16 protein-coding genes and 1 riboswitch are annotated in these 18,177 nt (G+C 61.1%); of the genes, 3 read left to right on the top strand and 13 right to left on the bottom strand.

The genetic code is table 11. The features are described from left to right. Nucleotides 1-18: 18 nt before the first annotated feature. The 13 genes from ISN74_RS02945 to ISN74_RS02885 form a co-directional block, all read right to left on the bottom strand. Entirely contained in the window at nucleotides 19-651 is a 633-nt protein-coding gene (locus tag ISN74_RS02945; protein ID WP_188797243.1) for an esterase/lipase family protein, read from the bottom strand. A 69-nt stretch (nucleotides 652-720) separates the two neighbouring features. Next, a complete protein-coding gene (gene aspS, locus ISN74_RS02940) occupies nucleotides 721-2,493 on the bottom strand; it encodes an aspartate--tRNA ligase (RefSeq protein WP_188797241.1) in 1,773 nt (590 codons plus the stop codon). A 246-nt stretch (nucleotides 2,494-2,739) separates the two neighbouring features. Further along, on the bottom strand, nucleotides 2,740-3,036 hold the full coding sequence (locus ISN74_RS02935; RefSeq protein ID WP_188797239.1) for an FmdB family zinc ribbon protein: 297 nt from the start codon (nucleotides 3,034-3,036) through the stop codon (nucleotides 2,740-2,742). A gap of 97 nt (nucleotides 3,037-3,133) precedes the next feature. Further along, complete coding sequence (locus tag ISN74_RS02930; RefSeq protein ID WP_188799473.1) at nucleotides 3,134-3,859, bottom strand: adenosylcobinamide-GDP ribazoletransferase; 726 nt, start codon at nucleotides 3,857-3,859, stop codon at nucleotides 3,134-3,136. Further along, nucleotides 3,856-4,413: a histidine phosphatase family protein gene (locus ISN74_RS02925; protein ID WP_188797237.1), complete on the bottom strand. Its 558-nt coding sequence runs from the start codon at nucleotides 4,411-4,413 to the stop codon at nucleotides 3,856-3,858. The genes ISN74_RS02930 and ISN74_RS02925 overlap by 4 nt, the downstream gene beginning before the upstream one ends. Further along, on the bottom strand, nucleotides 4,410-5,456 hold the full coding sequence (gene cobT / locus ISN74_RS02920) for a nicotinate-nucleotide--dimethylbenzimidazole phosphoribosyltransferase (RefSeq protein ID WP_188797235.1): 1,047 nt from the start codon (nucleotides 5,454-5,456) through the stop codon (nucleotides 4,410-4,412). The genes ISN74_RS02925 and cobT overlap by 4 nt, the downstream gene beginning before the upstream one ends. Then, nucleotides 5,453-5,974, bottom strand: a complete 522-nt coding sequence (cobU, locus tag ISN74_RS02915) for a bifunctional adenosylcobinamide kinase/adenosylcobinamide-phosphate guanylyltransferase (RefSeq protein ID WP_188797233.1) — start codon at nucleotides 5,972-5,974, stop codon at nucleotides 5,453-5,455. The genes cobT and cobU overlap by 4 nt, the downstream gene beginning before the upstream one ends. Then, complete coding sequence (locus tag ISN74_RS02910) at nucleotides 5,962-7,434, bottom strand: cobyric acid synthase (protein WP_188797231.1); 1,473 nt, start codon at nucleotides 7,432-7,434, stop codon at nucleotides 5,962-5,964. The genes cobU and ISN74_RS02910 overlap by 13 nt, the downstream gene beginning before the upstream one ends. Further along, nucleotides 7,431-8,414, bottom strand: a complete 984-nt coding sequence (cobD, locus tag ISN74_RS02905) for a threonine-phosphate decarboxylase CobD (protein ID WP_188797229.1) — start codon at nucleotides 8,412-8,414, stop codon at nucleotides 7,431-7,433. The genes ISN74_RS02910 and cobD overlap by 4 nt, the downstream gene beginning before the upstream one ends. Beyond that, on the bottom strand, nucleotides 8,407-9,327 hold the full coding sequence (cbiB, locus tag ISN74_RS02900; protein WP_188797227.1) for an adenosylcobinamide-phosphate synthase CbiB: 921 nt from the start codon (nucleotides 9,325-9,327) through the stop codon (nucleotides 8,407-8,409). Before cbiB ends, cobD begins: the two co-directional genes overlap by 8 nt. Next, nucleotides 9,324-10,625, bottom strand: coding sequence for a cobyrinic acid a,c-diamide synthase CobB (locus tag ISN74_RS02895; protein WP_188797225.1), 1,302 nt, complete (start codon nucleotides 10,623-10,625; stop codon nucleotides 9,324-9,326). Before ISN74_RS02895 ends, cbiB begins: the two co-directional genes overlap by 4 nt. A 76-nt stretch (nucleotides 10,626-10,701) precedes the next feature. Further along, nucleotides 10,702-11,304 carry a cob(I)yrinic acid a,c-diamide adenosyltransferase gene (gene cobO / locus ISN74_RS02890; protein ID WP_203546751.1) on the bottom strand — a complete coding sequence of 201 codons (603 nt, stop codon included), beginning with the start codon at nucleotides 11,302-11,304 and terminating at the stop codon, nucleotides 10,702-10,704. A gap of 23 nt (nucleotides 11,305-11,327) precedes the next feature. Next, the gene (locus tag ISN74_RS02885) at nucleotides 11,328-11,906 is read right to left on the bottom strand and encodes a hypothetical protein (protein WP_188797222.1); all 579 of its coding nucleotides are present in this window, start codon (nucleotides 11,904-11,906) and stop codon (nucleotides 11,328-11,330) included. A 100-nt stretch (nucleotides 11,907-12,006) separates the two neighbouring features. Continuing rightward, nucleotides 12,007-12,235, bottom strand: a riboswitch (cobalamin riboswitch). A 292-nt stretch (nucleotides 12,236-12,527) separates the two neighbouring features. Here ISN74_RS02885 and ISN74_RS02880 point away from each other — a divergent pair. The 3 genes from ISN74_RS02880 to ISN74_RS02870 all read left to right on the top strand — a co-directional run bounded on the left by ISN74_RS02880 (nucleotide 12,528) and on the right by ISN74_RS02870 (nucleotide 18,127). Next, a complete protein-coding gene (locus tag ISN74_RS02880; protein ID WP_188797220.1) occupies nucleotides 12,528-14,999 on the top strand; it encodes a TonB-dependent receptor plug domain-containing protein in 2,472 nt (823 codons plus the stop codon). A gap of 129 nt (nucleotides 15,000-15,128) precedes the next feature. Then, nucleotides 15,129-15,674 (top strand): cysteine peptidase family C39 domain-containing protein, encoded by a 546-nt coding sequence (locus ISN74_RS02875; RefSeq protein WP_188797218.1) that lies wholly within the window; start codon nucleotides 15,129-15,131, stop codon nucleotides 15,672-15,674. 302 nt (nucleotides 15,675-15,976) lie between these two features. Next, a complete protein-coding gene (locus ISN74_RS02870; RefSeq protein ID WP_188797216.1) occupies nucleotides 15,977-18,127 on the top strand; it encodes a phosphocholine-specific phospholipase C in 2,151 nt (716 codons plus the stop codon). Nucleotides 18,128-18,177: the final 50 nt, after the last annotated feature.

The raw sequence follows: 18,177 nt of genomic DNA, 5'->3' as shown, positions 1-18,177 counted from the left end.
GGCAGCCCGCGCTTTGCGCTATGGGACGGGACCGAACTTTCCCTCGCGTAGGAACCGGGTGGTCAGCCGGGTCACCTCGGCCGAGAGCAGCAGGCCGGTATGACTGGTCTCGACCACGCAATGGTCGGTCAGGCCCGGCAGGCTGGTCTCCTCCACGGCGACCGTGCCATCGTGCTCCCCGGCTATGTGGCCAAGCATGGCACCCAGGCCGATCGGCATGCGGCCAGCGATCACGCCCACCTCACGAGGGCCGGACCACGACTCCAGCCCCTGCTCCAGCAACGAGCGGTTATGGCCCAACAGCACCTCTCCACCGCGCCCTCCCCAATTGGCAAACGCACGGGCAGCGGCGCTGCCCTTGAGCGGGGAGCCGAGGCAGACGATCCGTCCCGGCGGCAGCTCGCCTGGCTCCAGACAAGCCCGCAACGCCAACAGGCCGCCAAGACTGTGGCCGACCAGATGCACGTTCTCGGGTGCGCACTCCACCATGCCCGCATGCAGGCGGGCCAGAATGCGCTCTTGCGTCGCCGCAACACTCATGTAGTCGAAGCGATGGACGCGGAACCCTTCTTCCATCAGGCGCCGATGCAGCAGGCCCAGCGCGAAGCCGCGCATCCACAGGCCGTGCAGCAGGATGATGTGTTCGGTCATGGATTTCCAATCTGGCCGCTAGGTGCCCCGTCACCTCAATCCCCTCCCCGAAGGGAGAGGAGGTGTACATCAGGCTTTGGCAGTGTCCGTCTTGGAAACTGCCACGTGAAGCTCCTTGAGCTGGGCTTCACTCACCACCGACGGGGCATCGGTCATCAGATCCTGTGCACTGGTGGTCTTCGGGAAGGCAATCACGTCGCGGATCGATTCGGTACCGGCCATCAATGCCGCGATGCGGTCGATACCGAAGGCCAAGCCACCATGCGGCGGCGCGCCGAACTTCAGCGCCTTGAGCAGGAAGCCGAACTTCATCTCCGCCTCTTCCGCGCCGATGCCGAGCAGCTCGAACACCGCGCTCTGCATGTCGGGACGATGGATACGGATGGAACCACCGCCGATTTCATTACCGTTGACCACCATGTCGTAGCCGCGGCTCACTGAGTTCGCGGCGTTGGCGCGCAAATCGGCGATATCGTCCACCTTGGGCGCGGTAAAGGGGTGGTGCAAGGCGACAAAGCGCTTTTCTTCTTCGTCGTATTCGAACATCGGGAAATCGGTCACCCACAGCGGCTTCCAGCTGTTTTCGACCAAGCCACGATCCTTGCCGACCTTCAAGCGCAGCGCGCCCATGAAATCGGTCACTGTCTTCCACTTGCCGGCGCCCACGAAAATCATGTCGCCCGATTGCGCGCCAGTGGCCTTGAGCACGGCATCGAGTGCTGCGTCATCAAGGAACTTTGCCACCGGTGAGTTGACGCCTTCGCGGCCTTTGGTGAGATCTTCCACTTTGATCCATGCCAAGCCCTTCGCGCCATATTTGGCGACGTACTCGGTGAGCTGGTCGATCTCCTTGCGACTCAGTGATGCACCGCCCGGCAGACGTAGCGCGGCAACGCGGCCGGCAGGATCGTTGGCCGGTTCGGCAAACACCTTGAATTCGACGTGCTTCAGCGCATCGACCACATCAACCAGTTCCAGCGCAATGCGCAGGTCGGGCTTGTCCGAGCCGAAGCGGCGCATCGCCTCTTCCCAGGTCATGCGTGGGAATACGGCATCCAGCTCCACGTTCACTACTTCCTTGAACACGTGGCGAATCAGACCTTCCACGAAATCCTGCACGTCCTTCTCTTCAACGAAGGCAAATTCGAGGTCGAGCTGGGTGAATTCCGGTTGGCGATCAGCGCGCAGGTCTTCATCGCGGAAACAGCGGGCGATCTGATAGTAGCGATCGAAGCCGGCCATCATCAGGATTTGCTTGAACAGCTGCGGCGACTGCGGCAACGCGTAGAACTGGCCCGGATGCACGCGGCTGGGCACCAGATAGTCACGCGCACCTTCTGGCGTGGCCTTGGTGAGAATCGGCGTTTCGATGTCCTGGAAACCGCGCGCATCGAGGTAGCGGCGCAGCGCCTGCACCAGCTTGATGCGCGTGCGCATCATGGTCTGCATCTCGGGACGGCGCAGGTCGAGGTAGCGGTAGGTCATCCGCATGTCCTCGTTCGGGTTCTCATGCAGCGCGAACGGTAGATCCTTCGCGGCGTTGAGAATCTCCACTTTCTCAGCCAGCAGTTCGACCGTGCCGGTCTTGAGCTTGTCATTCGCGGACAGACGCTTGCGGATGCTGCCGGTCACACGCACGCAGTACTCATAGCCCAGCTCACCGGCCACGGCGAAGGCGGCTGCATTCTCCCGCTCGACCACCACCTGAGCGATACCCTCATGGTCGCGCAAATCGACGAAGGCGACGTGGCTCTGCAGGCGAAGGGTATTGACCCAACCGCACAGGGTAACGGTCTGGCCGACCAGCGACTCATTGATAAGGCCGCAGTAGTGCGTGCGCATACGAAAGGGAACTCCGGGCCGCCTGGGCGGCGAATGAACGTGGAAAAGGCCCGGAATCTTAACACTGCTGGCGCTTCGGCTTCTCTCAGGCTTGTAGGAAACCCCACGCCCGTCGTCCCGGCGAAGGCCGGGACCCAGTGACTTTCAGGGTGTACGGTCAGAGCCAAAGACGCTGGGTCCCGGCCTTCGCCGGGACGACGGGATGGAGATCCCGCAATGACTACCATCAAACGGAAATTAGCTGCATCACTCAGTGCTGGAAGCCGCCGCCGGCTTGGTTTCCGTTTTCGCGGGCGCCGCCGCGCTATCGCCGGACTTGGCTGCCGAGCCATCACCGGCCAGATTGCGCTTCTTGTCGCCGTCCTTCTTAAAATCGGTTTCGTACCAGCCGCCACCGGACAGCCGGAACTGTGGTGCGCTCAGTTGCCGCTGCACCTGGGGCTGGCCGCAATCCGGGCAAGCGACCGGATCGGGATCGGATATCTTCTGCAGCCGATCGAAGCGGTGGCCGCAGGCGTTGCACTGAAATTCGTAGATGGGCATAGCAAACACTCTCGACAGCGCCACGAGCCTTCAGCCTATGGCAGCCCACCATTATTGGGGCTAGGGATGCTCTGATCAATTCTACGCAAGACGCCGCTCACCGCACGGTCAGCGCCACCAGCACTGCCACCTCGATCATCTCCGCCAGCGCCCCGGCCGTATCGCCAGTGATGCCACCCAAGCGTTTCAGGCATGCCGCACGCCATAGGCCAAACACCACCGCGGCCACCGCCAGGGCAATGACCCCGTGCCAACGGCCAAGCAGACAGAACCCGGCACTGATCGCGATGGCCACCGCGCAGGCGTTACGCGGTGCACTCGACAACGCCGCCCCCAGACCGCCACCGCGTACGTAAGGCGTGGTGAGGAACAGGGCAACCAGGCTGGCCCGCGCCAGCAGTGGCGCGAGGATCAGCTCCGTCCACGGCGCCGCGTGCAGGCTGGCGACAGCGGCGAACTTCAGCAATACCGCCAGCACGATCGCCAACACACCGAAAGGCCCGCAGCGCGGATCCTTCATGATCGCCAGCGTCTTCTCACGGTCGCCGAGACCGCCGACCCAGGCATCGGCGCTATCGGCCAGGCCATCCAGATGTAGCGCCCCGGTCAATGCCACCCACGCCAGCACGACCATGGCCGCCGTGAGCAAGGAGGGCGTATCGCGCAACAGCCACGCCAGCGCCCCCAGCATCAAGCCGATCAGGAGGCCCACCAACGGATACCAGACCAGCGAAGCGGAGCGGGCGCGGGTATCGTCAAACGCGCCCATCGGCACCGGCAGGCGGGTCAAAAAGCCAAGGGCGACCAGCAAACCGCGCATCAGGCTGTTACCACCCCACGCCATGGCAAACGGTGCAGCGAGGCGTGCGGCACGTCGATGCCGGCCATGTCACCGTAACTCCGTTGTTCGACCAGACAGCGCAGCAAACGAATCGCGCCTCCATGAGTGATCACCAATACGCGTTGACCCACCGCTTCGGCCGCGATGTCATCCAGCGCGACAGTTAACCGATCGCGAAATGCTGCGAAAGTTTCCCCGCCGGGTGGTGGGCACGTTACCGGATCAGCCCAGAAGCGTGCCAGCGCATCGCCCTGCTCCTGCGCAATCTGCTCGATCGGCACGCCTTGCCAGTGACCGAAATGGTATTCCGCCAACCGCGCATCCAGACGCAATGGCAGCTCGCGCGCATGAGCGAGTTCCTGCGCAAAGGCGGCGCAGCGCTGCAGCGAGGAAGACACGATGCGATCCCAGGATCGCCCTTCCACGGCCGCACGCAATTGCCCCCAGCCCTGTTCGCTCAGCGCATCGTCCAACTGACCGCGATAGCTGCGCTGGCCGGTATCGCCGTGGCGCAGGAGTTCAATCTGAGCGCTCATGCGTTCGATACACCCGCCTGCTCAAATGTGGCCATGCCATTGTGCAAAGCGCAGGCCAGACGCAGCAGCGGCACTGCTGCGGCCGCGCCACTCGCTTCGCCCAGGCGCAAGCCCAGATCGATCACCGGTTCGGCAGCCAGCGCCTGCAGCACTCGTGCATGTCCATGCTCCTTCGAACGATGTGCGAACAGCAACCAAGGACGCACGTCGGGTTGAAATGCAACGGCAACCATGGCGGCCGTGGTAGTGATGAATCCATCCACTAGCACCGGCAGCCCCGCTTGCGCGGCGGCGACATAAGCGCCCGCCAACGCGGCGATCTCGAACCCGCCCAGACAACGCAGCCGCTCAAGCGCGGTATCTGCGCCAGCATGCAGCGCCAACGCGCGCTCAAGCACGCTCACCTTGTGACGGATACCTTCAGCATTCAGGCCGGTACCCGCACCGGCGAGGCACGACGGCGGTTCGTCCAGCAACGCACTCGCCACAGCCGCCGCAGCGGTCGTGTTGGCGATGCCCATTTCACCACCGATAAACAGTTGTGCACCCGCGGCTTTTGCGGCCTGGACGCTTTCCGCGCCCACCGTCAACGCGGCCTCAAACTGCGCTGGCGTCATGGCCGGCGCGAGGCAAAAATTGGCCGTCGACGGGGCAATGATGGCGCGGCGTACGCCGGGAATCTCGCCAGGATCATTCACCGTACCGAGGTTCACCACTTCCAGATTCGCTTCCAGCGCACGCGCCAACACGCTGATCGCTGCACCGCCACTAGCGAAGTTACGCACCATCTCACCGGTCACCACTTGCGGAAAGGCGGACACCCCTTCATCGGCAACGCCATGATCCCCGGCAAAGACACTGATCCACACCCGATCCACCGACGGCTTCGGCGTGCGCTGCAACGATGCCAGCTGTATCGCCAGCACTTCGAGCTGACCGAGCGAGCCCGGCGGCTTGGTCAGTTGCAATTGATGCGCGCGCGCCGCTTCGGCCATCGCCGCATCAGGCTGGACGCACGGCGCAGAGAGCCAGTCGAGACTCATGACAAAGTTCCTTTCAAGACCAAGGGCAAACCTGCCGCAACGAACAACACGCGTTCGCTCACGGCGGCGATAGATTGATGCAAGCGTCCGGCTTCATCGACGAAGCGCCGCGATAAAGCGCCCACGGGAATGATGCCCATGCCGACTTCGTTGCTGACCATCAGCACTTCGCCAGGCAAATGCGGCAGCGCGTCGAGCAGCGCATCCCACTCGCGATGGAAATGTTGTGGATCAGCATCGCAAAGCAGATTACTCAACCATAACGTCAGGCAGTCGACCAGCAGGCAGCGATCTTCACGCGCGTGCTGGCGCAATACGGTGGCGAGCTGTAACGACTCTTCGACACATAACCATTGTGTGGAGCGACGCGCTCGGTGATGCGCAATGCGTGCCGCCATTTCCTCGTCGCCCGCCTGCGCGGTGGCGACATACACCAGCTCCCGGCCGCTTTCGACAGCCAAGCGTTCCGCCAGCGTGCTTTTTCCGGAACGGGCGCCGCCGAGGATCAGGGTGCGCATGAATGAACTCCCAGCAAGGATGCAAGCGTAACAGTATCCAGATGCGTGTCGACTGCATCGGCCAGCCGCTCGATGCTCGCTTCGCGTAAGGCGTGCACATCCACGGCTGTGGGGTCGCGCAAACCGGCCCATTGCAACAGCGCGTGCAGGGCCTGCGGATCGTCGAACACGCCATGCAAGTAGGTACCGATGATCTGGCCGTCCGCCGATAGCGCCCCATCGCTGCGACCGCCGTCGAGCTGAGCAAAAGGCGCTGCCAGCGCCGGCCCGTAACTGACGCCGCAATGAATTTCGTAGCCACGCACGCGCGCATCGCTGAAAGCAAGGTGTCCACGCACGCGGTGCAATTGCTTCTGCAGTTCCAGTGTCGTTTCCAGTTCCAGCCAGCCCAGGCCATCGCTGGAGCCGGGTTCACTTTCGATGCCCATCGGATCGTGCACGGCACGCCCAAGCATCTGCAAACCGCCGCAGATGCCGATCAGTTTGCCGCCATAACGAAGATGACGTGCAATGGCCGCATCCCAACCCTGCGCGCGTAACCAGGCGAGATCGGCACGGGTGGATTTGGAACCCGGCAAAATGATCAGGTCGCAGGCCGGCGGCTTTTCGCCCGGCCCCACGATATGCAGATCCACTTGCGGATGAGCGCGCAACGCATCGAAATCGGTGTGATTGCTGATGCGCGGCAATGCCGGTATCGCTACGCGCAACAAGGCATCGGGTTTGCTGTCGCGTTCGCGCGGCAAGGCATCCTCGGCCTCCAGATGCAATCCATGCAGATACGGCAGCACGCCAAGCACGGGCTTGCCGGTTTCGCGTTCCAGCCAATCCAGCCCTGGCTGAAGCAGAGCGAGATCACCTCGAAAACGGTTGATGACAAAACCCACCACCCTCGCCCGCTCGCTCGCCGACAGCAGCGCGAGTGTACCGACCAGATGCGCGAATACGCCGCCACGGTCAATGTCGGCAATCAGCAACACCGGACAATCAACCGCCTCGGCATATCCCATATTGGCAATGTCGCGATCGCGCAAATTGATTTCGGCCGGGCTGCCTGCGCCCTCAACGATCACCGCATCATAGGCATCCACCAGACGCCGATGCGAAGCCATTACCGCATCGAAGGCGCGGCGCTTGTACTCGTGATAGTTGCGCGCGTCCATCTCCGCGACCGCATGCCCATGCACGATCACCTGCGCACCGATATCACTATTGGGTTTGAGCAGCACCGGATTGAAATCGACCTGCGGTTCCAACCCGCAGGCCTGCGCCTGTACGGCCTGGGCGCGGCCAATCTCGCCACCATCGACAGTCACTGCCGAATTCAACGCCATGTTCTGTGGCTTGAATGGCGCAACCCGCGAGCCACGACGCTTCGCCCATCGGCATAGCGCGGTGACAAGTGCACTTTTGCCGGCATCGGAGGTGCAACCCTGCACCATCAGCACTCCTGCGCTCATCGCAACACCTCCGCAAGCGCCACATCCAGCCGTTGAAAGGCAGCTTCATCGGGAAGCAAACCGAAGCGCAGGCTCGGTGGCGTATCGAACAGACGAGTGAGAATGCCGCGCTTGGCCAAGCCACGATGCAGCGACAAAGCATCTTCGCGCAAGCACCATTGAAACAATCCGCATCCTGTCGTGGGTCCAAGACCATGCTTGGCGAGCAACGCTGACAATCGGCGACTGACCGTGTCCAGGCGTACGCGTGCGGCCGCCTGCCAAGGACAATCAGCGAGCGCCTTCTGCAACACATAACGCGTTGGCCCACTCATGGTCCATGGCCCGAGTTTTTCCCGCAACGCTTCAAGCCACTGTGGCGCGGCGCAGACAAAACCGGCGCGCGCGCCGGCCAAGCCAAAAAATTTCCCGACCGAACGCAACACGATCAACCCATCACGATCCGTGTAGCGGCAAAGACTGTCCTGCGGCGTGACATCCATAAAGGCCTCATCCACCAGCAGCCAACCGCCACGGGCCATCAATGCGTCATGAATGCGCAGCAGATCTTCCGCCCGAAAACGCTCGCCACCTGGATTATTGGGGTGGATCAATACAAGGACATCCCATTGCGCAGCGTTTGCCAACAACGCATCAGCCGGAAGACATGTCACGTCATGCCCTGCTCGCCGCCACGCATGTGCATGCTCCGCATAACCCGGCGCGATAATACCCACGCGTGACCTTGAACGAAGCAATGGCAAAGCCTGGATGGCTGCTTGCGAGCCAGCCACCGGCAACACGTGCGGCGCTTCGTAATAGGCGCGGGCGACATCGATCAATCCATCATCGTCTTCAGGCAAACGCTGCCATGCCGACGAAGGAATGGCAGGAATCGGCCATCCAAACGGACTGATGCCAGTGGAAAGGTCCAGCCACTGCGCCAATGGAATGCCGTACTCGTGCGCTGCACGTTGCAAACGCCCACCATGCTCAAGCATGCGCGCCACCATACATCGAAGCGGCAAGCAGCAAGGCGACAAATAACCAAAGCGCGACACCGCGACGCACCAGGCTGAGCGCGCGGCGAATCGACACAGCATCCGGCAAATCGCCCTCGCCCAGTTCCGGACGCACTTCCCAGACACCATGATAGGGCGCAGCACCACCCAGTGACACGCGCAAAGCGCCAGCGCCAGCCGCCATCACGGGACCGGCATTGGGACTATCCCATTGCGGTGCCTGTGTGCGCCAACAACGCAGGGCGGCATCGAAATGTCCGCACAAAGCATAGGTGAACGCGGTCAATCGCGCTGGCACAAAATTCAGCACATCATCGATCCTTGCGGCCGCCCAACCAAAGTTTTCGTAACGCGGTGTGCGATAACCCCACATCGCATCCAGTGTATTGGCCAACCGGTAGAGCAACGCTCCCGGCGCACCCAATAGGACGAACCAGAACAGCGCACCGAACACGGCATCGTTGCCATTCTCCAACACGGATTCGGTAGCCGCTGCAGCGACCTGGCTGGCGTTCAGCGCTTCAGTATCCCGACTCACCATGTGCCCTACGGCGCGGCGCGCATCATCCAGCCGATCGCCAGCCAGCGCATCAGCCACCGGCGTCGCATGCTCGCCCAAACTGCGCAGACCAATCGTCAGATAAAGCACCAGCACCGATACACACCACGATGACCAAGCCGGCAGGAATCGCTGCACCATCCACAACACGCACACCAGCGGTAACACGGCCAATGACCAGGCCAGCACACCGGCAATACGTCGGTCAGCATGCAGGTGAGTTTCAATCAGCGCTGACAAGCGGCCAAACAACACCAGTGGATGCACACCACGCGGCTCTCCCAACCATGCGTCGACACATACCGCCACCCACATGGCCAACACCATGCTCATGGCAGGAACAAGTGCAACGCTGCCAGCGGGTTCGATGGAAAATAAAAATGCACGAAGCTCGCAGTGAGCCGGCGGTCCCGATACACCGCTTCCTGGCCAGGACCTTTGTTCGGATTGACCGCATGCGCAAGCGGCTGCGTCTCGATTGAAGCGTGCGCGTAATGGAAGGTGTGACCGCGCAAAGTCCCTTCGGGCAGGTCGACACCTTGCAGACCCAACGCGGCCAGGCGCGGCTGCACGGCGGCGCGTCCTGGCAACAGTCCGGCCATCGGCGCTTCGTGGCCGTCGCGGTCTGCCAGGGACTCCAATGCAAACAGCAGACCTCCGCATTCGGCGAGGATCGGCTTGCCCGCATCGCGATGTGCACGCAAGGCCGTATGCAGATTTTGCTGTTTTGACAGCGTCTCCAGATGAAGCTCTGGATAGCCACCTGGCAGCCAGATTGCATCGCATTCCGGCAACGCATCGCCCGCGAGTGGTGAAAAGAAATGGAGCGATGCGCCTGCCTGAGCCAGCAGGTCGAGATTGGCTTGATAGAGAAAACAGAACGCCGCATCGCGCGCAACGGCAATACGCTGACCTTGCAACAGAGCGGGAACAGGCGACGTTGCAGACGCTTCGAAAGCGACCGGTGGTGGAAGCACGGTACTGGCGTGCAACGCCCAAGCATCGGCCAGCACGTCGAGCCGCTGATCGATATCCGCCAGCTCTGCCGCTGCCACCAGGCCTAGATGCCGTTCCGGCAGCGCCAGCGATGCGTCGCGCGGCAACGCACCGAGCCAATGCATCGATGATGGCACGCTCTCCTTCAACAACTGCGCGTGATAAGCACTACCAATACGATTGGCAGCCACGCCGTAGAAAGATAATCCTTCGCGATAGGCAGCTAATCCACAAGCCAACGCGCCAAATGTCTGAGCCATGGCGGAACCGTCAATCACCGCCATCACCGGCAAACCGAGTTGCTGCGCGAGATCTGCGCTTGATGGATCGCCGTCGAACAACCCCATCACGCCTTCCACCAGGATCAAGTCTGCCGATGCGGCGGCCTTGTGCAGGCGCAGGCGCACATCGGACTCGCCGCACATCCATAGATCGAGCTGGTAGACCGGTGACCCTGCGGCGCGAGCAAGCACCATCGGATCGAGGAAATCCGGTCCGGTCTTGAACACGCGCACGCGGCGACCCTGTTGCGTATGCCAGCGTGCGAGCGCGGCGGTGACTGAGGTTTTGCCTTGGCCGGACGCGGGGGCCGAGATCAATAGCGCTGGGCAGTCGTGCGTTAACGACACGCTCATAGTAAAGGCCCCTTATACGCAAAACCGTCATTCCCGCGAAAGTGGGAATGATGGCTTTGAGGCAGAACAACTCTCCTCACAACTCCACACCCTTCTGCGCCTTGATGCCTGCTTCGAACGCATGCTTGACCACCCGCATCTCGGTCACCGTATCGGCCACCGCAATCAGTCCATTCGGCGCGCCACGCCCGGTAATCACCACATGCTGCCGCGGCGGACGCGCAGCGACCGCTTCCAGCACCTGTTCCAACTGCACGTATTGCTTCACCAGCGCGATATTGAGTTCATCGAGCAGTACAAAGTCATAGGCGGGATCGGCCAGCATGCCAGCAGCGATCTTCCATGCGGCCTGCGCTGCAGCGATATCGCGCGCCTTGTCCTGCGTTTCCCAGGTAAAGCCTTCACCCATCACGTAGTAATCCAGCTGATCACCGGCGAGGCGGCGAAAGAAGGCTTCTTCGCCGGTTGAGAACGTGCCCTTGATGAACTGCACCACGCCACACTTGAAGCCATGCCCCAGCGAGCGTGCAAGCATGCCGAATCCGGATGAGCTCTTGCCCTTGCCATTACCGGTGTTCACCACCAACACACCACGATCGATGGTGGCGCGAGCGATCTTGCGATCGACCAGCTCCTTCTTGCGCTGCATGCGCTCGCGATGCCGTTCTTCCGGCGTCATCGCATCTTTTGTTGGCTGGTCGCTCATGCTTGTACTCGCGTAACGTTCTGGTTATTGGCAAGCCGCGACAAGCCAAGATGAATCAGCAAGGCTACGGCGACGTAGCTCAACGTGGTGCGCACGAACAAAGGACCCCATTGCCAGAGGCGCTGGAGGTATTCGGCCATGTGGGGCTGCGCGTAACGGCCACCTAGCCAGTAGAAGGAACCGTTGGAGATGGCAAAGGACAGCGCTGCACACGCCAGCGCGACCACCAACGCGCCGAGCAACGAACGCAGATTACTGCCAAGTTCCCCGGCATACAGGCGACCGCCGTACCAGAGTGCGGCATAAGCCAGCGGCAGAAAGGCGTAGGCGGCGGTTACACAGAAATCGCTGATGCCGGCGTAGTGGATCGAAACGTAGTCCAGCAATACGGCCAGCAGCACGAAGCACACGAAGGCAAGGTGCCTGCGCAAGTACAAGCCGCCCAGAAAGAACACCGCCATGGACGCATCGGGCAGATGCAGGGCATCGCCGAAATGCTTGAAGCGCGTGGTGACCATCAGCAAGGTCAGCAGCAGAAACAGACCGATGGACATCGATCGGGACAAAGGCTTCATAACGATAATGCTCCTTCACGCAGCGGCCCATGGGCCGGTCGGATAGCGGAAGGAAACGGCACCGGCTGATGGCGCAGCGGTTCCCGTCCTGGCCCTCCGCCGTCCGGTGATCGCCTGGGCCGGTCTCCGGGCTTGCGAGCGAAGGAAGAAGGGTCCTTCCGATCCCCGCCTTCCCGTGCACCCGGCACAGTGGCGACGTGGGGATCGCGTTGCTCGCCTACCGTTGCGGGGGCAGCTCCGGTATGTCCGTGCAGTGGGCACGTTGTCACCGGATTCCCGTTTCAACCACCGACACCACGCCGGCAGTCACCTAGGCGGGGGCATCTTAGTGCCTGCCTCCCCATGCGCCTAGCCCGAATGCGGCCCCTCCTACACACCACCTACACATGACGAGCACGCATGCTCGCGCCGGGGAGGTTGAGCGAACGAACTTGCGCTTTGCCGTTAGATCGGCCGTGGGCAGCCCGCAGCCCATCGTAAACATGCAGGTAAATGCATGTTCAATATGGATATTCCCATTTGGACTTTTAGACGCCTAATCATCGGTTGCCCCGGAATCCAATTGTCACTAACCTGAAATTGTTGCTATGCAGCAATCATGTGCTTAGGGGAAATTCGCTAATGAAGAAAGGCAAGGCTCGTCTCGTTACCTATACCAAGACATCGCTCACTACTGCTCTGCTGTTAGCGCTCGCCACGACGGCGGCGGCGCAGGATGCTACGCAGACTCCTCCCTCCTCCTCGAATACCAAGAATCTGCAAGCGGTGATCGTGACCGGTACGCGCGCGCAGAACCGCACTGACAGCAGCTCGCTCTCGCCGATTGACGTAGTGCCTGCCTCAGCATTGCAGAGCACCGGTACCAGTGAACTGTCTACTGCGCTCGCCCGCCTGATTCCGTCGTTGAATTTCCCGCGCCCGGCCGCCACTGACACCACGGATTCGCAGCGCCCCGTGCAGTTGCGCGGCCTTTCGCCGGATGAAGTGCTCGTTCTGGTGGATGGCAAGCGCTGGCATTCCAGCGCGCTGATCAATACCGACGGCACCATCGGCCGCGGCTCGGCGCCGGTGGATCTGAACACCATCCCGCTTTCCGCGATCGACCATATCGAAGTGCTGCGCGACGGCGCGTCCGCACAATACGGTTCCGATGCGATCGCTGGCGTGATCAATATCATCCTCAAACATGGTGCCGACGGCGGTTCGGTCGAGCTGGATGGTGGTCGTTATCAGCGTGGCGGCGGCAATCAATGGCAAGGCTCGGCCAACTTTGGCATTCCGCTCAGTGGCGACAAAGGCTGGTTGCGCATCAGTCTGGATGACGGACACCAAGACCCAACCAACCACGGCGGTGTCGACGTGCGTTACCCGCAATTGGGTGAAAAGCAGGTGTTCGGCGATCCCTCCGTCAGCCAGCACAACCTGTTCCTCAACTCGCAATACGACATCACCAAGAACGTGCAGTTTTATGCCTTCGGCAGCTATCACGAGCGCGATGCGATTTCCGATGAGCTGTATCGCAATCCGTATGGCTACCCGTCGTCGGTCAATTCGCTGCTGAGCGCGATCTATCCCGAAGGCTATCAGCCGCTGCTGCAGGCCCACAGCACCGACCAGGCGCTGGTCGCCGGCGTGCGCGGTACAACGGAAAGCGGCTGGCGCTGGGATGTGAGCGCCAACTACGGCGGCAACCGTGTATCACTCGACACCATCCACAGCGCCAACTACGCCTACCTGCACGACTTCGGCTATACGCCGAGCAGCTTCTTCGACGGCATTGTCTCGGCGGCGCAACAGGTGGCGGACGTCGACATCGCCAAAGATTTCTCGCCCAGCTGGCTGCCCAATCCAGTGACGCTGGCGTTCGGTGCGGAGTACCAGCGCGATACCTACAGCATCAGCGCAGGCGATCCGGATTCGTATTACGTGGGCACCTCGGGCGTAAGCGGTGGCGCGCAGGGCTTCAGCGGCTACAGCCCGGTAAATACGGGTTCATGGAGTCGCAGCGATGTCGCGCAGTACGTGAGCCTGGAAACCAACCTCACGGACAAGCTCGGTACGTCGATCTCCGTGCGCCACGAGGACTACAACGACTTCGGCAACACGGTCTCGGGCGCTCTGGCCGCGCGTTACGACTTTACCGACCGCTTCGCGCTGCGCGCCAGCGCATCGACCGGCTTCCGCGCGCCGTCGCTGGCGCAGGAAGACTATTCGCAGATCGGTTCGCTCTACCTCACACCCAGCAGCGCCGGACCGGGTGTTACGCCGGGCATCTATCAGACCGGCCTGCTGCCGGTCAGCAATCCGGTGGCACAGTTGCTTGGCGCACAGGCGTTGAAGCCAGAGAAATCGCATAACTACACCATCGGCGCCGTCTTCAATCCGATCGACCCGCTGACGCTGACCTTCGATATCTACCAGATCCAGATCTACAACCGCATCGTGCTCTCCAGCACGCTGAGCGGCTTGAACGATCCGGTGGTGGTGGATTACCTCGCCGCCAACGGCATCAGCAACGTGGCCTACAGCTCGGCGCAGTACTTCACCAACGCGGTGGATACCAAGACCCAGGGTGGCGATCTGGTGGCCAGTTACCGGTCTGACTTCGGCAACGCCGGCGTGCTCGACAGCACGCTCAGCTACAACTACAACCGCACCCAGGTCACCGGCGTGGCACCCAATCCGCCACAATTGCAGGCGCTAGGGTTGGAGCTGGAGCGCGTGAGCTACCGCGATATCCGTGGCCTGCTCGCCAATTCCACGCCGCGCAGCAAGCTGATCTTCAACGAGAACTACAAGATCGGTCACTGGGTCTTCAACGGCAACCTGACCCGTTATGGCAGTTTCACCGCGTACAGCAACGAATCGTATCTGCTCAATCAGATCTTCAGCCCGCAATGGGTGCTCGATGTGGCTGGCAGCTACAACCTCGACAACTGGACCTTCACGCTCGGTGTGGACAATGCCACCAACAGTTATCCGGACAAGGTGATCGCCGCCAATAACAACAACGGCACCATTCCGTATTCAGAATTTTCACCCGACGGCTTCAATGGGCGCTACTATTACACCAAAGTGATCTATCACTGGTGATTCGACCCACTGCCAACCTCTGCGATGCCATGCATCGAAACATCCCGGCTCCGGCCGGGATTTTTTTTGGCGTTCACATCTGCCGCAGCGAGGCGTCCTTGCGTGTACACCCTTAACGGAGACACGCCCATGCCCAAGACTGTTACCAATCCTCCCGCCCTGATTGCTCAGGAAACGCCGGCTTGGTGCTTCGCCGCCGCAGAACTGATGGCACGCAACTATTACGGACTGGGCGCCCCCAGCCAGTACGCCATTGCACGCGCCAGCCTGATGCAATTGGTTGCCGCCCAGGCGCCGCCGACGTTCGCCCAATGGAACGATGCCGTTTTCGACGACCTGCTCAGCGGCGAACAGGAAAACGGCGGAGCCAATCTCAATAGCGAGCAGGTTCAGCTGATTCGCAATAGCTACGGTGCCGTCAATCACGCAGCCATCAACGGCCGCCTGCAAAACAACTACACGCCTGGCAATTTTCGCGCTGATATCGACAGCGGGAATATCGTCATCATCGGTTCTGCCATCCACTATTACGTGGTGTATGGCTATGACGACACCAACAACTTCACCTTGCTGGTGCGCGATCCCTGGCCTGCCGGCGTCGGCGGTCAACGGCAGCGGGTTGCCTACGACGACTTCGTCAACTGGGCTGGCCGTACGGCGATCAGTTTCCGCTGAAATCCAACACAGCACATCTTTGCATCGCCTCCATGCAGATGTTGCGATGCCTTGCACATCCCGGCTCAGGCCGGGATTTTTTTGCCACGTCCCCTTTCGCCATCAAGAAGTCACGAACGGATCCCACCTGATGTCGTGACGACAACGTGAACCCGTCCCCCACTTGTCGACAACAACCAACAAGACCAGACACCCATCCACTTCGTGTCTAGCTCCTGACCCTCTATTGGCAATGCACTGCAACAGCCTTGCGCTGAGCTATGCAGGGCTGGCGTGGGCCGGCAATTGTGTGGGGAGCGTGTATGAGCGAGATTGACGATATCAAGCGTCGCCGATTCCTGAAGATGACGGCAGGCGCGGCGGGTGGACTGACGGCACTGTCGATGCTGCCACCGACCATCCGTCAGGCCATGGCGGCATCGACGGTCACATCGGGCGGCACTATCAGCGACGTGCGGCACGTCGTGATTTTCATGCAAGAGAATCGCTCATTCGACCATTACTTCGGCAGCTTGGCTGGCGTGCGCGGTTTCAACGACCCAGTGCCGCATCCGCTGCCCAGCAGTACAACGACCGGTAATAACGTGTGGTATCAGCCCACCAGCACGTCCAGCCCGACTACCGAATACATGCTGCCGTTCCATATGCCCATGGCAACGACCAGCTCCACCTGCGTCAATGCGTCGGCATTTGGCTATACCGACGACCTGGCGATCAACAACCAAATGAAATTCAACGCCTGGAACACGTCGCGCACGGCGGGTATGGGGATGGGTTTCTACAACAGCAGCGACCTTCCGTTCTACTACGCATTGGCCGAAAACTTCACCATCTGCGACAACTACTATTGCTCCACGCTCACCGATACCAACCCCAATCGCCTCATGCTGTTTACCGGCAGCAATGGCCTTTCGGTGAATTACACACCGGTGCAGCTCGATGATACGCAGCCGAGCGCAGGTCTGACATGGACCACTTACGCCGAACGTCTGCAAGATGCGGGCGTCAGCTGGAAGGTGTATCAGGAGAGCGACAACTTCGACGACAACCCGTTGGAGTGGTTCGCCAACTTCATGAACGCGTCAACCACCTCGCCGCTGTATACCAACGGCATGGCGACGGTTTCGAGCATCGTTACCGCGTTCCAGAACGACGTCACCAACAACACGTTGCCGACTGTGTCGTGGATCGTCGCGCCGAGCACCTTGTCCGAGCATCCGGACTATCAGCCGCCGGATGGTGAAAACCTCACCGCGCAACTGCTCGCGGCACTGGCCTCCAATCCCACCGTGTACGCCAGCACCGTCTTTATTCTCAATTACGACGAAAACGGCGGCTTCTTCGATCACATGCCACCGCCCGTCCCTGCCACCAGCACCGCGGACAACGTCGTGGTGTCCGGCTATTCCACCGTCAGCACGACGGGAGAAATCTCCACCGTCAACGAAAGCGGCGACACTATCAGCGCTTCCCCGATCGGCCTCGGTTACCGCGTGCCGATGATCATTATTTCGCCGTGGACCGTGTCGCCCTCACCGACTACGGGTCCCCAGGTGTGCTCACAGGTGTTCGACCACACCTCGGTGCTGCAATTCCTTGAGCTTGTGACGGGCGTGACCGAACCTAACATCAGCGCGTGGCGTCGCGCGGTTTGCGGCAATCTTTTCTCCGCGTTCAATTTCAGCAACACCAATACCATCTGGCCAAGCCTGCCTTCGACCTCGACCTACGTGGCAACATCGACCACGGAATGTGATGACAATCCCGCCCCGACGGTGCCGACCAAGCAAACCATGCCGACAGGTGCAGCGGGTGTCTGCCCAGCAGCGGCTCTGCCTTACATTATCGATGCCCAGGGCAGCCTCAATGTCTCGACCGGCAAGTACTACATCGACTTCATCAACAACAGCAGCCCGGTAGGCCCCTCCGGCAGTCAGGCCGCCGTGGCTGCCGTGTTCCATGCCTACAGCTTGAATCGCACCAACGCTTCGGAACAGGGTCCGTGGATCTACACCATCGGAGCAGCCGACAGCTATTCTGACGATTGGACATGCGACGTTTTCACGGACAGCGTCTACGCGCTCGAAGTCCATGGCCCGAACGGCTTCATGCGCAAATGGATGGGCAGCGGGGTATCGGCGTCAGTGATGCCCGAAACGGCCATCAGTTATAACGCCAGCGCAGGCACCGTGGAGCTGACCATGAGCAATGCAGGCACCAGCAGTTGCACGATGACGGTCACCAACGGCTACAACTCATCGGATGTACGCACCTACACCGTGCCTGCCGGCGGTAATGTCAGCGATACATGGAACCTCAGCAGCAGCAACAACTGGTATGACCTGCAGGCCACGGTCTCCGGCCTGAGCAACTGGGGCCGCCGCCTGTGCGGCCATATGGAAAACGGCTCGCCGAGCACGACCGAACCACCTCACACGCAGCCGGCGCTTTGAAGCGCGCGCTTGAAAACCGGTAACAAAAAAGGGCGCGGTGTAAACCGCGC

The organism is Dyella caseinilytica (genome assembly GCF_016865235.1).
GTDB lineage: Bacteria > Pseudomonadota > Gammaproteobacteria > Xanthomonadales > Rhodanobacteraceae > Dyella_B > Dyella_B caseinilytica.
This window is presented reverse-complemented; position numbering and strand designations above follow the sequence as displayed.

Excerpts from the sequence above, each read along its gene's own strand:
- ISN74_RS02945 (WP_188797243.1), bottom strand. The coding sequence starts at position 651 with ATGACCGAACACATCATCCTGCTGCACGGCCTGTGGATGCGCGGCTTC.
- aspS (WP_188797241.1), bottom strand. The coding sequence starts at position 2,493 with ATGCGCACGCACTACTGCGGCCTTATCAATGAGTCGCTGGTCGGCCAG.
- ISN74_RS02935 (WP_188797239.1), bottom strand. The coding sequence starts at position 3,036 with ATGCCCATCTACGAATTTCAGTGCAACGCCTGCGGCCACCGCTTCGAT.
- ISN74_RS02925 (WP_188797237.1), bottom strand. The coding sequence starts at position 4,413 with ATGAGCGCTCAGATTGAACTCCTGCGCCACGGCGATACCGGCCAGCGC.
- cobT (WP_188797235.1), bottom strand. The coding sequence starts at position 5,456 with ATGAGTCTCGACTGGCTCTCTGCGCCGTGCGTCCAGCCTGATGCGGCG.
- cobU (WP_188797233.1), bottom strand. The coding sequence starts at position 5,974 with ATGCGCACCCTGATCCTCGGCGGCGCCCGTTCCGGAAAAAGCACGCTG.
- ISN74_RS02910 (WP_188797231.1), bottom strand. The coding sequence starts at position 7,434 with ATGAGCGCAGGAGTGCTGATGGTGCAGGGTTGCACCTCCGATGCCGGC.
- cobD (WP_188797229.1), bottom strand. The coding sequence starts at position 8,414 with ATGCTTGAGCATGGTGGGCGTTTGCAACGTGCAGCGCACGAGTACGGC.
- cbiB (WP_188797227.1), bottom strand. The coding sequence starts at position 9,327 with ATGAGCATGGTGTTGGCCATGTGGGTGGCGGTATGTGTCGACGCATGG.
- ISN74_RS02895 (WP_188797225.1), bottom strand. The coding sequence starts at position 10,625 with ATGAGCGTGTCGTTAACGCACGACTGCCCAGCGCTATTGATCTCGGCC.
- cobO (WP_203546751.1), bottom strand. The coding sequence starts at position 11,304 with ATGACGCCGGAAGAACGGCATCGCGAGCGCATGCAGCGCAAGAAGGAG.
- ISN74_RS02885 (WP_188797222.1), bottom strand. The coding sequence starts at position 11,906 with ATGAAGCCTTTGTCCCGATCGATGTCCATCGGTCTGTTTCTGCTGCTG.
- ISN74_RS02880 (WP_188797220.1), top strand. The coding sequence starts at position 12,528 with ATGAAGAAAGGCAAGGCTCGTCTCGTTACCTATACCAAGACATCGCTC.
- ISN74_RS02875 (WP_188797218.1), top strand. The coding sequence starts at position 15,129 with ATGCCCAAGACTGTTACCAATCCTCCCGCCCTGATTGCTCAGGAAACG.
- ISN74_RS02870 (WP_188797216.1), top strand. The coding sequence starts at position 15,977 with ATGAGCGAGATTGACGATATCAAGCGTCGCCGATTCCTGAAGATGACG.